Below are 15,521 nucleotides of genomic sequence, written 5' to 3' on the forward strand. Positions count from 1 at the left end.
TACTTAGTTATCTATTGTGACAATGATATTCAATAAAAGTTTAATGCATTTGTAATTTTATTATAACGAGATTTATTCCAATATGCTACTTGTTCTTTCTACTGTTACATTGTCACCAGTTAGTGCATTCCCATCCTTATCTACTAAACTTAATTTTATGATAGCATCGCCTTTTGGTAGATTAGTGATTTGGTAAGGTACCCATCTATCTAACATAAATTCGACACCATTTATCGTAGCTTTTACCTTGTTCGCATCTGGAGCAAGGTCGGTATTTACCAAGAAGAAGTCTAACAATACCGTTTTTGTATCGTCACCTTTATATTCACCTTTTGGTCTGCTATAAAATAAAGATGGTTCAGAAGGTACGCCTTGTTCTTCTACTTTGCCATCTGCGTTTACTTTGAATTTCACTAATTTTGAGGCATCTGAAGTTTTGATAGATTCGTGAAATGAGCGAGACAAAAATGATAATAGATAATGTTCTGAATTTATCGAAACATTAAATATATGTTCGGGCTTATATAAAGCTACATAGGGCTTATTGTCTAAAATGAAATGTATATGTTGGCCATCCGCAGAATTGGCCATATGGTGATCGTGATCGGTTTGATCCGTTAAATTGAAATTTTGGACACTGTATTTAATAGTTACTTTGGCTGAATCATTACCCAACTTCTCGGAAGCTAGAGAAGAAATTGTAAGCGTTGCACCTGGAAATTCTTTAGCATGTGGTAAAGGAGTAACTTCTATGGATTCAGTAGAATCTACCGATGTTAGAGAGTCTTGAGAAGAAGTTGTATTAGAATTGTTGGATGAATTACAAGAAAAAGTAATAAATAAGCCGCAGGCTGCGGTTAAAAATAAATTTTTACGTACGATATTTTTCATAATGAAGTGGTTTATTGTAATCAATACTCATTACAACAAACCACTACACTAAAAAGTTTTATGAGAAAGCAACTAAAAGTGCTTCTTTAATAGCAGCAATAGCTGTTTGTAAGTCTTCAGCAGTATGTGCGGACGAAATAAAACCTACTTCATAACCTGAAGGTCCGAAGTAAATGCCTCTATTCAACAATTCACGGTGCATGATTTTATATTTTTCCATCGAAGCTGGATCGATTTGATCTGCAGATTGAATTTTTTCTAATGAAGTGAATGCAAACCAGAATATAGAGCCAATCGTAAAAATCTTTACTTCTAGATTTTTTTCTGTGATGAAAGCACGAATTTCTTCAACGAAAGCTAAAGTGGTTTGCTCTTGTTTTTCGTAGAATCCTGGTTGCGCTAGAATACTTAAAGCCGCAATACCCGCAGCCATAGCCACTGGATTTCCTGAAAGAGTACCTGCTTGATAAACCCCACCATCAGGAGAAATATGCCCCATAATTTCAGATGAAGCACCATATGCACCTACCGGCATACCGCCGCCGATGATTTTTCCATACGTCAAGATATCAGGTTGAATATCATAATATTTAGCAGCACCTTCGAATCCTAAACGGAAACCAGTGATTACTTCATCAAAAATCAACAATGAACCATTAGCTGTGGTAATATCACGTAAGAATTGAATGTATTCTTTATCTTGAATTAATAAACCGTTATTTGCAGGAACTCCCTCGATGATGACTGCCGCAATTTGATCTTTGAAATCAACAAAAACTTGTTCTAAAGCCGCCTTGTCATTTAAACCAATGACGATAGTTTCATCTGCAAAAGCTTTAGGGACACCAGCTGAAGAAGTCTCACCAAATGTTACTAATCCTGAACCAGCTTTTACTAATAAAGAATCCGAGTGGCCGTGGTAACAACCTTCGAATTTGACGATTTTATCACGCTTAGTATAACCTCTAGCCAAACGAATAGCCGACATCACCGCTTCTGTACCTGAACTTACAAAACGGATTTTCTCCACATATTTATTGTTTGAAATAATCAATTCTGCTAATTCGTTTTCCAAAGCAGTAGGCGCACCGAAACTCAATCCCTTGCTCAATTGCGCTTGCACAGCTTCACGGATTTCAGGATTGTTGTGACCTAAAATAAGTGGCCCCCAAGAACAACAAAAATCTATAAACTCATTTCCATCCGCATCCCAAAGATGTGCTTTATCACCTCTTTCGATAAATAATGGTGTACCATAAACCGATTTGAATGCGCGAACAGGAGAATTTACACCTCCTGGAAAATATTTTTTTGCTTTTTCGAAAAGTTCAGCTGACTTTTCTCTAGATATATCTTGTGCTTTCATGTGCTAATTCAATAGTCTTGCGAAGTTAGAGATTTAAACGTAAATTATATTCATTCTCAGGTCAGGATTTTAATAAAGCATTTTGTCTTTGCAAACGGAGTGAGTAATCTATTAGTTTGGATTTCTCCTTTCGTCGAAATGACATTAAGCAGTTAAATAAACACAGGCTCAACAATTTCTTGAGCCTGTGTTATAAATCGTCATTTAGAATGCAATGAGGAATCTGATGAGATATCTCCTAAAGTCGATATGACGACAAAGCGTAATATTTTATTTCAACCAACCTTTTTCCAAGACTTCTTTCGCGTGGTAGGTTAGGATAGAAGTAGCACCTGCACGTTTGAAACTTAGTAATGTTTCCATAATAACTGCTTCTGATAACCAACCATTGGCGATAGCAGCTTTTAACATAGCGTATTCTCCCGAAACATTGTACGCGGCGATTGGCAAATCAAAGTTATCGTGCAATAATTTGATTACATCCAAATAAGGAAGACCTGGTTTTACCATTAAGAAGTCTGCACCTTCTTCCATATCCAATTGCGCTTCAATTAAAGCCTCTCTGCTATTTGCAGGATTCATTTGATAGGTCTTTTTATCTCCTTTTTTAGGTGCAGAACCTAAGGCATCACGGAAAGGTCCGTAGTATGCAGAAGCATATTTAGCCGTATAAGACATCAAGGATACATTCGTAAAGCCGTTTTCGTCCAAAACTTGACGTAAATAGCCAATACGACCGTCCATCATATCCGAAGGAGCAATGATATCAGCACCATTTTGCGCATGTGCTAATGCCATTTTACCCAATACGACTAAGGTTTCATCATTTAGGATTTCACCATTTTCAACGATTCCATCGTGACCATCCGAACTGTATGGGTCCATTGCAACGTCTGTAATAACACAGGCTTCTGGGAAATTTTTCTTTACGGCATCGATAGCGCGTAAATACAAAGTTCCTTCACGGTAACTTTCTGTCGCGAATTTATCTTTCAACGATTCTTCCACAGCAGGGAACAAATCGAATGCTTTCAATCCTAAATTCATACAGCTTTCTACTTCTCGTAGCAAGTTGTCAATAGAATAGCGAAAGATGCCCGGCATTGATTTTACTTCCTCTTTTTGGTTTTCACCATCGATGATAAATAATGGGAATATTAAGTTAGAAGGCGACAAGTGCGTCTCTTGAATCATGTCACGAATGACTGCTGATTTTCTGTTTCTTCTAGGACGTTGTAACATGGTATTTGTTTTATATAAAAGCCACTTCGTAAGAAATGGCTTAATGTTTTTTATTTATAATCTAATCCAAAAATAGCTTCTGCTAAGCCCATTTCGTCAGGAGAGAATGGAAGAGTATATTTTAGTCCCATTTCTTCGATCGCTTTAGCTGTTGAATTTCCGATACAGATAATTTGTTGATCAGGTTCAGCAAGATTTTCAGCAAAATAAGCCTGTACGTTGCTTGGGCTAGTAAAGATCAAAACTTCAGCATTTGATTTATCCACATTTTCTTCCAATACCGTTTCATAAATAGGCATGTCGATAACTTGTGTTTCTGGAGTCAATGCTTTTTGGATGCTCATTAAAGAGTCCTTAGCACGTGGTATAAATACAGTTTGTCCATCCACCACTTTTGCAAATTCTTTCGCGATTTCTTCTGTGCTGATACCTAAATCATCACCCGAAAAATCTGCTACGCGACCAAATTTACGTAAAGTTGATTCTGAACCTCTACCTAAAACCCCGATTTTAGTTTTCTTCAAAATCAAAGGTTCCAATTTGAAGAAATGTTCAATCGCATTTTTGCTATTGAAGAAAATCCAATCTGCTCTTTTTAGGATAAAAGAATCCAATTTATTGATAGTAGGGTAGATTTTAATCAAAGAGCGGCCATCTATAGCGATGTTATGTTTTGCTAACCATTTTCCTAAGTATGAATTATCATCCAAATCTCTTGAGATGAAAACCGAAGAAGGGAGTTTACGGTCTTTCTTATATTTTTCAAATATTTTTTCTGCCATGCTCTCAGTCGTATCCCATTGGATATAAAATCTATCTGGAAAATCTTCGTTATCTTCTGCAATAGAAGTCCAAGCTTCGTATTTTCCATTGCGCTCTCGGCAATAAGAACCTAGTGGTGCATGACAGCCTGCATCAAACATATTTAAAACTTTACGTTCTACAGCGATAGTTTTTGCAACAGATTCACAGTTTATTTGTTGTAACACATCAAATAATTCTGTGTCTGTTTCACGGATCTGAATCGCCAATACACCTTGGGCAGGAGCAGGAATGATTTCTACAGGAGCTATTTCTTGAAGATGAAAATCTGATAAATCCATCTCAATACGCGTAACACCAGCTTTTGCTAATACGATGGCGTCGTATTGCTCATCACGTAATTTTTGAATACGTGTTTGCAAATTACCGCGGAGATCAGAAAATTCTAAATCAGGACGTACAGAAAGCAATTGCGCTTTACGTCTGTTTGAAGATGTACCTACGCTAGCATTGTGCTTCAAAGAGAATGGTTTAGTTACATCTACACAATCTTTGTGAATGATGATTACTTCCGAAGGATCTTCGCGTTCTGAAACTGCAGCAATGATAAGTCCTGGAGGGTTTACCGTCGGTAAGTCTTTGTGGGAATGAACAGCAAGGTCAATCTTTGCAGACAATAATTCTTCTTCCAATTCTTTGGTAAAGAAACCTTTGCCTTCCAATTTATCCAAACGCAGGTGCTGGATAATGTCGCCTTGAGTTTTGATAATTTTTAAATCAGCTTCTACGCCGATTTTTGCTAATCTATCTTTTACGAAGTTGGCTTGCCAAAGTGCAAGTTGGCTACCTCTAGTTCCGATAATTAATTTTCTGTTCACTGAGACTAATTTACGTTATGTAATTAACGATGCAAATTTAGCCAAATTGAACCACTTTCCGACTGTTTTAGTGTCAGAATAAAGTATCTTTTGTCTAGGAAAGAAGAAGGAGATTAATTCTTTTCGAATTCCGTGTTTTTTACAAGAATTTCTTTAGCCATCACCATAGGAACTTTAATGTATTTTTTTTCCATATAGTTGATAACTTTCTCTAATACCTCACGGGCTTGTGGGTCAAGATTGTTAAGGTCTTGCGCAAAAACTTCATTCATTGCTATCTCACGAATTTCTTTAATCTTATCCGGAACCTGACGCATAGCTACTTCTACACGACGTTGTTTGATGATGGGAAGAAACTCTTTGATATTTGCATCAATGATGGTTTCAGCACTTTCTAATTCGTTGTATCTTTCTTGGATGTTTTTCTCTGCGATAGCTTGCAAACCACTTACCTCAATGTAGTGAATAGGATTGTTTGCTAATACTTCAGCGTCGATATCATTCGGGATTGCTAAGTCTACGATCACTTTTTTATCTGTCTCGCCATTCAACAAGCTTTGGTATAATTCATTATCAATGATAGAACCAGCAGCACCAGTACATGTAATCATCACGTCGAAACCTTGTTTGTAATTTGCTAATTCAGTCAAAGGATAAGCTTCACAGTTTAATTCTTCGGCTAATTTTTTAGCATTTTCAAGGGTACGATTGAAAATTACGAAATTTGAGTGTTTATGCTTTTCTAGGTATTTAGCGAAGTTTTGATTCGTTTCGCCCGAACCGATAACTAAAATTCTAGGGTTTTCTGCTAATTTGATTTCTTTTAGTTTGCGGTAAGCTAAAGAAACTACAGAGATAGGATTGCGAGAAATGTTAGTGTATGTGTAAACTTCTTTTGCTGTCTTAACTAGTCTATCCATCATCAGACGAAGGAAGTCGCCAGTAAATCCAGCTTCACGACATTTTTCGTAAGCACGACGCACTTGCGCTAAAATTTCTTTTTCTCCGACAACTAGACTCTCCAGAGAGCAAGACATACGGAACAAATGATTAAGCGCGTCCATTCCTGCATAGCGAGTTACTTGACCTAAATAACATTGAAGTCTTTCGGCAGGTACACAAAAATTCATTTTTTGCATGAAGTCAGCGATAAATTCGTCTGTCAATTCGTGCGCACCATAAAATACAAACTCCACACGGTTACACGTCGCGATGTAGAATATTTCAGGAATATCTAATGCATTTTTAAGATTGATCAATCTGGCATCCAACTCTTCGTTACAGATAACCAAATTCCCCAAATCTTTAAGGTCAACGTGTTTGTGGGTGAATGCTATTACTTTTAAATTCTTCAACGCTTTAACTTTCTAGCTCAAATAACTGATGCAAATGTATGCTAAAACCTTGGTTATTCTGTCAAAAATCTGTCAAACCGTTTAATTTAGAAAGACTCTAAATAATGAGTTTTGAATTTTTAAACTGTTGATAATTAAATATTTACAAATATATTTTTTTGAATAATGATCTATATCATATAATCAAAATCTATTTTGTAATTACAATCATAATTTGGGGTTGAGATTGGTGCATAATTTTCCAGCGGAAAACAATGTTCAAATATAAGGATTAATTATTTGGGCAAGTAAATTTTGAAATTTACCTTTACTATTATGTATATATTAAGAAAACCAATCGCACTACTAGGTGTTGCTGCTGCAGCTTTATCGACTATTTTTTGTCCATTTTTGAAAGTTCCAATCAAAGGAAATTGGAATCTGTATGAGACAGATACAAGTCTATTTTTAATTACCTTAGGTATTCTAGGCTTAGCTGTTTTATTTTTCGTGTCGCGAAAAATTGCTGCTTTTCGTTTTGTTTCTATAGCCTTCTTTATTTGGACTATTTTGGGACTAGTAGCTGTTTATTTTAAGATCAACAATTATTTCGGAATGAAATTAGTAGATGGTCTTTTGGCTAAGACCTTGCATATCAAATGGGGATGGGCCGTATTGATTCTAAGTGCTGTGATTATGGTTTTGAGTGTTGGCAAAGTAAAAGAAGTAAAATAGTATGAGACACAAACAGATAAATAATACACCTATAAATCAGATTATGCTGATTTTGATTATTCTTCTTATATGTATTTTGATATTTAAGAACTTGCTGTATTATTTACCTGGCTTTTTAGGTGCTGTTACTTTGTATATTTTGTTTCGAAATTCCTATTTCAAATTGACTGAAAAACGTCGTTGGAATAAATCTTTAGCGAGCATTCTCTATATCCTAATTTCTATTGTATTTATTGTTCTACCGATTTGGGCTATAGTGGATTACCTAGTTCCACAGGTCAGTAATATATTAAGCAATCCAGCTGATATCATAGCGAAATTTAATCAAGTAAAAGTATTTATGGAGGATAAGCCTATCTTGAAAGATATCGATATGTCGGATCAGTCCTTAATGAATTTTTTGCAACGATTGACAAAATATATTCCAAGTATTCTTAATTCGGTAATGGAAGTAGGGGTTAATATTTTGGTAGCGCTATTTGTCCTGTATTTTATGCAAGTTCACGGCCGCCAAATGGAAAATTATATAAGACGAGCTATACCGTTTTCTGAAACGAGTAAGAATGAAATTTGGGCAGAAGTAGATCTAATGGTTCGATCGAATGCGATAGGTATTCCAATTTTGGGGTTGTGCCAAGGCTTGGTAGCGATGTTTGGGTATTGGATTTTTGGTGTGGAGAATTATATCCTATTGGGAACTTTAACAGGAGTCTCTTCTATAATTCCAGTGTTGGGAACTATGACTATTTATATTCCAGTATGTATAACTGTATTTGCTACGGGGACAGTTGGAAGTGGTATTGGACTTACGTTGTATTGTTTTTTATTGGTTGGAGGGATTGATAATATTCTACGTTTTACGATACTTAAGACTTTAGGTAATGTTCCGCCTTTAATTACTGTTTTCGGTGTATTATTAGGGTTAAATATGTTTGGTATGCTTGGATTGATTTTTGGTCCATTAATCCTATCCTCTGTAGGTGTTTTAATAAAAGTTTATTCCAATGAATTCGGAAAAGGTAATGCAATCGATTTACTAGAATCAGAAACAAATAAGTAAGCACTTACTTTTTTTTAAATTTTTCTTTTGTAATCCGTTTTAACTCATTATGTTTGTAACCACAAAGGGAGATGAAAGAATGAAACTTTGTGAGTATTTACTCACGAGTGAATAACCAAAAAAACACAATTCATGATAGACCGCAATGTCTTAAAACTTCACCAAGAAATTTTCTATCCAATTATAAAACTATTTTAGACTAATTATAGACTTGTCCAAACCCGCGACAAGTCTTTTTTTTTGTCGTGCAATTAAAAGCTACAAATCCGTATATTTGTATTGACATTTGTCAAAATAAACCATGAGGACATTCATATGGGAACGGAGAGTAAGAGACAACAACGATTTGCAGGTGTTATTCAGCAAGATTTAGCAGAGCTATTTCAGCGTGAAGGTGGAGCTTGGGCACCAGGAGCTTTTATCACGGTAACAAAAGTTCGTGTGACTCCAGATTTAGCTATAGCGCGTGTATTTTTAAGCTTTTTGAATACAAAAACTGCAAAGGATGATATAGCATCCATCAAAACGAAAACGAATGAAATTCGATATAAATTAGGCGCTCGTATTAAGAATCAAGCGAGAATAGTTCCGCAATTGGAATTCTTCTTAGATGATACTAACGAATATGTAGAGCATATGGATAAGATATTCGAAGAGATAAGTAAAGAAACTAGACAGCCAGATTAATCAATCTGGCTTTTTTGGCTTATGATATTTCGACTAGACGAGCAACAAATAATATTTCCTGATCCCTCTTTGGCCGAAGAAGATGGCTTACTTGCTGTAGGCGGTGATTTAAGCTTAGACCGTTTGCGGAATGCTTATGCAAATGGAATTTTTCCATGGTATTCAGAAGAAACGCTCATATTGTGGTATGCTCCACACGAAAGATTTGTATTATATCCTCAAGAGATTAAAGTAAGTAAATCTATGTCTAAGATAATGGACAAAGGCAGTTTTGAAATTACTTTTGATATCGCTTTTGAACATGTTATTCATAATTGTGCTTCTGCGGATAGAAAAGACCAAGATGGGACATGGATCGTCGATGAGATGCAAAAAGCTTATATTAATCTACATCAAAAAGGTTTTGCACATAGCATAGAAGTTTGGCAAGATGGAAAATTGGTGGGGGGATTATATGGCGTATTAATTGGGAAAGTATTTTGTGGGGAAAGTATGTTTTCAAAAGTTTCTAATGCATCTAAGGCGGCACTGATTTATTTGTGCAAGAATTTTGATTTGGATCTTGTCGATTGTCAAATTCATTCGGATCATTTAGAATCTATGGGGGCTAAGCTAATTGATTCCAAAATATTTTATAATTTGCTTCAAAACCAACAATATAATACCCATGGATTACAAAATCTACTTCGATATTCCGACTGATATTACTTATCTTAATACACCAGGAAATGGATTAATGCCGCGTACTCATTATAGCTGGCGAGCAAATAGGGAAAAGGATTTCTTTGATGTACGAGGTAATTTACGTGATCAGCAAGGTGCATTTATTGCGGAAGCGAAAGCTGAATTTGCAACTCTTTTCAATTGTCCATTAGCTAATTTATTTGCATTACCTAACTTTTCCTTTGGATTGCATACTTTGGTGAATGGCTTACCAGAGGGCTTGCGATATGCTATTTTGGATGAAGATTATCCATCATTGAATTATCCCATTATCAGCAGAGGATTGGATTATGTAAAAGTAAAGGTGGACGAAAATCTCGAAGAAAATATAGAACATACAATTCGTGAGAAAGCAGTAGATGTATTGCTGTTGAGTATTGTGCAATATATAAATGGGGTGAAAATTGATTTGAGTTTCGTCCAAAAATTGAAGAAAGAAAATCCTAATTTGCTAGTTATTGCAGATGCTACTCAATATCTCGGAACAGAACCTTTTGATTTTTTGAATTCTGGGTTTGATGCTGTAGGAGGTTCGGGATATAAATGGTTGATGGCTGGGTTTGGCAATGGTTATATGATGATTTCGGAGAATTTGAAATCGAAAATCTATGCTGAATCCCAACAAGGCGAGCGGCCTAAGGAGGAGATGTGGTCTTCGAAAAGTATTTTGGATACATTTTTTGAGCCTGGACATCAAGATACTTTGAGTCATGGTACCTTAGGACAATCAGTTCGTTTGTTGAAAAATCTGGGGTTGGAAAATATTCAAAAATATTTGCACGAGCTTAGTACTTACGCTTACGAAAAATTAGAAGAAAGAAGTTTACTTTTGCCCGAAATAAAAAACAGAAAGGTCAAATCTTCGTTATTTAATGTGCAGATCAATCCGAAATATTATGATTTGTTGATGGCAGAAGGAATTAAATGTTTTCCTCGCGGAACTGGAATTCGAATAGGATTACATTTGTACAATACGAAAGAGGATGTAGATAAGTTGATAGCAGTGATTGATAAAATAGAGAAATAAGATGAATTTGAAAATAGGAGATTTAGTACGTTTTATAGATGAACCCATAGAAGGGCATATCACATCTATGCAAGCGAATGATATAATCGGTGTAACCGATGATACTGGTTTTGAAATTCCTGTATTGCGTACGAAAGTGACATTGGTGCATGGAAATATGCGCACCATCGAAGATGAATTAGATGATTTGCCAGCTCAAGCAAATTTACCTTTTGTGGATAAAGGAATCTTTATTGGGGTTGCTGGCGAACAAAAGGATGGATTGGCGAAGTTTTATATTATTAATGAAACTTCATATGAATTATTAGTTTCGGTGTCTGAAATTTCTGGTTCTAAAACTACTGGCATTTTTGCTAATTCTGTCCCGAAACATGATTTCGCACAAATTTATACCGCGAATTTTTCGGCAGTAGGTAAGTGGCCCAACTTTCATTTACAGATTATTCGTCATACACGTTTAGCGCAAACACAAACACAGCCGATTAGCAAAGAGTTTCGTGTGAAACCTTTGGATTTGATTAACTCCAAAGAGCGTGTAGAGATGCTGAATGATAAAGTATGGTTATATGAGATTGACAAAATAGAAGAAGATATTGGTTTGGATAAATTGAAATCTCATTTTATTTCACATCGACCAAAGGGAAGATAAACACAAGAGGCCGTCTCAAAATAATTATGTGCTCCTGCGCGATGTATGTTGCTTACGGGCAAGCATGGAGGACATTCGTACATTCGTGGTAATTATGAGATGGGCGGTTTTACCGATGAAACTGAAGGCGGACAAATGCCCTTGCCAGAAGGCATTTATTCTATTCCAAAAATGTTGAAATCTGCAGGATACAAAACAGGAATAATTGGTAAATGGGGCTTGGGTATGCATTTTACTTCTGGTAATCCAAATCTGCAAGGCTTCGATTATGCTTATGGTTATTTAGATCAAAAGCAGGCACATAATTATTTCCCGACCCATCTTTGGGAAAATGGAAAATGGCATACGTTAAACAATACATCTTTTGCTGTACATAGAAAGTTAGATTCTACAACAGTAACAGTTGCAGATTTCGAAAAATTCAAAGGTAATGAATATGCAGGAACGAAATTCACCGATAAAGCGTTAAAATTTCTAGAGGAAAATCAAGCTGATCCTTTTTTTCTCTATTTACCATATACCATTCCTCATGTAGGGTTGCAGGTTCCAGATAAATACATCCAACAGTATATTGGGAAATTTCCAGGAGAAAAGCCATATTATGGACAGTCAGGCTATAATACATCTCAATATCCATTGTCTACTTACGCAGGGATGATTAGTTTTCTTGATGAACAGGTTGGCATCCTCATGCAAAAAGTGAAAGAGCTTGGATTGGACGAGAATACAATTATTCTATTCTCCAGTGATAATGGAGCAACATTCAATGGTGGTGTGCAAGCCAAATATTTCAATAGTGCAGCTGATTTGCGAGGCTTGAAGATGGATGTGTTTGAAGGAGGAATTCGAGTACCTTTTATTGTAAGATGGCCCAAAATGATTAAGTCAGGATCTACTAGTGATTTTATTTCCGTTCAGTTTGATATGATGGAAACATTTACTGACATATTAGGAATTGAAACCCAAAAGAATGATGGTATATCGATTTTGCCCACTTTATTGAATCAACTACAAAATCAAAAGCAGCGGGAATATATATACTTTGAATATCCAGAAAAGGGAGGTCAAGTCGCTATTCGGATGGGGGATTGGAAAGGAGTACGTGTAAATGTCCGAAAGGATAAAAATAGTCCCTGGATGTTATTCAATTTAAAAGATGATAGAGCAGAAACAAGGGATTTAGCAAAATTATATCCTGAAATAATTGAAAAGTTTAATGCTATACAACTCAAAAAACATCAGAATTCACATATAACAGAATGGGAATTTTTAAACAATAAAAGCTCAACAATTAAGTAGTATTAATTTGAGCGATTTAATAGTGTGTGTGTGGAAGATAGCTGAGAAGCTATCTTCCTTTTTTATATGCTTTACTCTTACTTTATACGTATGAGATTTAAAGACATTATATTGATACAAAAATATTAAATATCGATGCGTAAAAATCCTTATCTTTCTGATGGTTAAGTTTTTGAAGATCTTTCTATCCGAGGCTTAATTGCTAATCCATACCTGGTTATGAAAACACTGTTATCTATACTACTTTTTCTAGTTAGCTTCAATCTTGGAGCAAGTATCATTCAAACTAATGGTAAGCCAATTGATTTAAAAGTCGAACATCTTACAAATCCAATAGGAATTGATGCTATGAACCCGAGATTTTCGTGGAAAATACAAGACAATAGAAACGGTGCTATTCAGAAGGCTTATCAAATATTAGTTAGCATAGATTCAAGCGCTTTGACTCAAGGTATTGCTGATTATTGGGATAGTGGGAAAATAAACCAATCCGCTATATTAGTTTCATATTCAGGCAAAAAATTAGAGGCTCTAACACACTACTATTGGAAAGTTATAGTTTGGGATAAAGACCAAGTAGCTCACAGTTCAGAAATCGCTTCATTTGAAACAGGAATGATGGGAATGAACAACTGGAAGGGAAGCTGGATTAGTGATCACAAAGATATTCATCATCGACCTGCGCCTTATTTTAGAAAGGAATTTTCAACGAGTAAAAAGATTAAATCTGCTCGGGCATATATAGCTGTAGCTGGATTGTATGAACTGTCAATCAATGGAAAGCGTGTAGGAGATCATTATTTAGATCCAATGTATACGCGATTTGACAGAAGAACATTGTATGTGACGCATGATGTTACGGCTCATCTACAATCTGGAAAAAATGCTGTTGGGGTAGTATTAGGAAATGGATGGTATAATCATCAACCTTTGGCGGTTTGGGATTTTCACCAAGCACCTTGGCGTGGAAGACCTACTTTTGCTATGGATCTGCGTATTCAATATGAAGATGGTACAATAGAAACATTAGTTACCGAACGTGATTGGAAAACTTCCTCTGGTCCGATTATTTCTAATAGTATTTATACAGGAGAACATTATGACGCACGGCTTGAACAGAAAGGTTGGGATCTGCCGGACTTCGATGATTCGAAATGGGAAGGAGTTCGGTACAGAAGTGTGCCTTCTGGTAATATAGTAGCCCAACAAATAGCCCCTATTCGATTGGTAAAAGAATATAAACCTATAAGCTTTAGAAAAATTGATGTTTTTACATACATCTACGATATGGGGCAAAATATGGCTGGGGTCACCAAAATAAAAGTAAAGGGTAAATCAGGAACAGAGCTTCATATAACGCATAGTGAGCGTCTTGATAAAAATGGTCGTTTGGACCTTTCTAATATAGATGTCTACTATTTAGGTGATAAAGAAAAAGATCCTTTCCAGACTGACATCTTAATACTAAGCGGTACTAAAGAAGATGAATTTATGCCCAAGTTTAATTACAAAGGTTTTAGGTATGTTGAGGTTACCAGTAGCGAGCCTATAGAAATCGATGAATCCAGTCTTACTGCTTATTTTGTCCATAGTGATGTTCTTCCCAAAGGAAATGTAAATACTTCTTATTCGCTTATAAATGATCTTTGGCGCATCACCAATAATGCCTATTTATCCAATTTAATGGGTTATCCTACTGATTGTCCACAGCGTGAAAAGAATGGTTGGACAGGAGATGGACATTTGGCTATAGAAACAGCTCTTTACAACTACGATGGTATTACAGTTTATGAAAAATGGTTAGCTGATCACCGTGATGAACAGCAACCAAATGGCGTATTGCCTGATATTATTCCAACAGGTGGTTGGGGATACGGTGCTGCTAACGGTTTGGATTGGACCAGTACCATTGCTATTATTCCATGGGAAATTTATCAGTTTTATGGGGATAGTAAGTTGTTGCAAGATTGTTATGAGAATATTAAGCGATATGTAGATTATGTAGAAGGAATAAGTGTGAAAGGCTTAACAACCTTTGGACGCGGTGATTGGGTGCCTGTAAAGTCCACTTCTAATTTAGAACTAACTTCTTCGGTTTATTTTTATGTAGATGCTAAGATTTTGGCAGAAGCAGCTAAATTATTTGATAAGGAGGAAGATTATCAACGTTATTATGCCTTATCTGAGAAGATCAAAAAGGCTATAAATGACAAATTCTTAAATAGACAAACAGGTGTCTATGCATCTGGAACACAGACAGAATTGAGTGTGCCATTACACTGGGGCGTAGTACCTGATGACATGATTAGTAAAGTTGCTGCTAATCTCAATAGAAAGGTAGTTGAAACGAATTTCCATTTGGATGTTGGGGTATTAGGAGCAAAGGCATTACTTAACGCTTTAAACAATAATGGTTATAGTGAATCCGCTTATAAAGTTGCGGTACAAAATACCTATCCTTCGTGGGGATGGTGGGCTGTTAATGGAGCGACTACCTTGTTAGAAAATTGGGATTTAGATGCCAAAAGAGATATTTCGGACAACCACATGATGTTTGGTGAAATAGGAGGGTGGTTCTTTAAATCTATTGGTGGTATTCTTCCAGATCCTACGCAACCAGGATTTAAACATATTTTATTGAGACCTATTTTTCCAAAAGGATTAGAACATTCGAAAGTGTTTCATGAGTCGCCTTATGGGAAGATTATTTCTAATTGGAGGAAAAACAAAAAATCTATTACTTACGATATCACCATTCCTGCCAATTCATCTGCAACTTTTTATGCACCCAATAATATAGAAGGTGAAAGAGAAATTAAGTTGGAAGCTGGAATGCATCAATTGAAATTAAAGTTGAAATAAATTTTT

Annotated in this window: 12 protein-coding genes and 1 pseudogene; 8 read left to right on the forward strand and 5 right to left on the reverse strand. The window is 35.8% G+C overall.

Features of this window, described 5'->3' with window-relative positions:
- Positions 1-72 precede the first annotated feature (72 nt).
- The 5 genes from H8B04_RS05715 to hemA all read right to left on the reverse strand — a co-directional run bounded on the left by H8B04_RS05715 (position 73) and on the right by hemA (position 6,494).
- Positions 73-891 (reverse strand): hypothetical protein, encoded by an 819-nt coding sequence (locus tag H8B04_RS05715; RefSeq protein WP_206366783.1) that lies wholly within the window; start codon positions 889-891, stop codon positions 73-75.
- A 58-nt stretch (positions 892-949) separates the two neighbouring features.
- Positions 950-2,257, reverse strand: a complete 1,308-nt coding sequence (gene hemL, locus H8B04_RS05720) for a glutamate-1-semialdehyde 2,1-aminomutase (RefSeq protein WP_190301726.1) — start codon at positions 2,255-2,257, stop codon at positions 950-952.
- A gap of 270 nt (positions 2,258-2,527) precedes the next feature.
- Positions 2,528-3,499, reverse strand: a complete 972-nt coding sequence (gene hemB, locus H8B04_RS05725; RefSeq protein ID WP_190301727.1) for a porphobilinogen synthase — start codon at positions 3,497-3,499, stop codon at positions 2,528-2,530.
- A gap of 50 nt (positions 3,500-3,549) precedes the next feature.
- Positions 3,550-5,139 carry a hydroxymethylbilane synthase gene (gene hemC / locus H8B04_RS05730; protein ID WP_190301728.1) on the reverse strand — a complete coding sequence of 530 codons (1,590 nt, stop codon included), beginning with the start codon at positions 5,137-5,139 and terminating at the stop codon, positions 3,550-3,552.
- 113 nt (positions 5,140-5,252) lie between these two features.
- Positions 5,253-6,494: a glutamyl-tRNA reductase gene (hemA, locus tag H8B04_RS05735; RefSeq protein WP_165290266.1), complete on the reverse strand. Its 1,242-nt coding sequence runs from the start codon at positions 6,492-6,494 to the stop codon at positions 5,253-5,255.
- 315 nt (positions 6,495-6,809) lie between these two features.
- On the opposite strand from hemA, the gene H8B04_RS05740 reads away from it, so the two are divergent.
- From H8B04_RS05740 to H8B04_RS05775, 8 genes and pseudogenes are all read left to right on the forward strand, one after another.
- On the forward strand, positions 6,810-7,208 hold the full coding sequence (locus tag H8B04_RS05740) for a hypothetical protein (RefSeq protein ID WP_165290267.1): 399 nt from the start codon (positions 6,810-6,812) through the stop codon (positions 7,206-7,208).
- A gap of 1 nt (position 7,209) precedes the next feature.
- Complete coding sequence (locus H8B04_RS05745) at positions 7,210-8,268, forward strand: AI-2E family transporter (protein WP_190301729.1); 1,059 nt, start codon at positions 7,210-7,212, stop codon at positions 8,266-8,268.
- 315 nt (positions 8,269-8,583) lie between these two features.
- The gene (gene rbfA / locus H8B04_RS05750) at positions 8,584-8,955 is read left to right on the forward strand and encodes a 30S ribosome-binding factor RbfA (RefSeq protein WP_165290269.1); all 372 of its coding nucleotides are present in this window, start codon (positions 8,584-8,586) and stop codon (positions 8,953-8,955) included.
- 21 nt (positions 8,956-8,976) lie between these two features.
- Positions 8,977-9,657: a leucyl/phenylalanyl-tRNA--protein transferase gene (gene aat / locus H8B04_RS05755; RefSeq protein WP_165290270.1), complete on the forward strand. Its 681-nt coding sequence runs from the start codon at positions 8,977-8,979 to the stop codon at positions 9,655-9,657.
- Complete coding sequence (locus H8B04_RS05760; protein WP_223815290.1) at positions 9,623-10,705, forward strand: aminotransferase class V-fold PLP-dependent enzyme; 1,083 nt, start codon at positions 9,623-9,625, stop codon at positions 10,703-10,705. The genes aat and H8B04_RS05760 overlap by 35 nt, the downstream gene beginning before the upstream one ends.
- A gap of 1 nt (position 10,706) precedes the next feature.
- Positions 10,707-11,354 (forward strand): hypothetical protein, encoded by a 648-nt coding sequence (locus H8B04_RS05765; protein ID WP_165290271.1) that lies wholly within the window; start codon positions 10,707-10,709, stop codon positions 11,352-11,354.
- Between the two features lie 39 nt (positions 11,355-11,393).
- Positions 11,394-12,653 (forward strand): annotated as a pseudogene (locus tag H8B04_RS05770) (sulfatase-like hydrolase/transferase); the annotation flags it as partial.
- Between the two features lie 219 nt (positions 12,654-12,872).
- Positions 12,873-15,515, forward strand: a complete 2,643-nt coding sequence (locus tag H8B04_RS05775) for an alpha-L-rhamnosidase (RefSeq protein ID WP_190301731.1) — start codon at positions 12,873-12,875, stop codon at positions 15,513-15,515.
- Positions 15,516-15,521 lie beyond the last annotated feature (6 nt).

The sequence above is a fragment of the Sphingobacterium litopenaei genome (assembly GCF_014692495.1).
Classification (GTDB): Bacteria; Bacteroidota; Bacteroidia; order Sphingobacteriales; family Sphingobacteriaceae; genus Sphingobacterium; species Sphingobacterium litopenaei.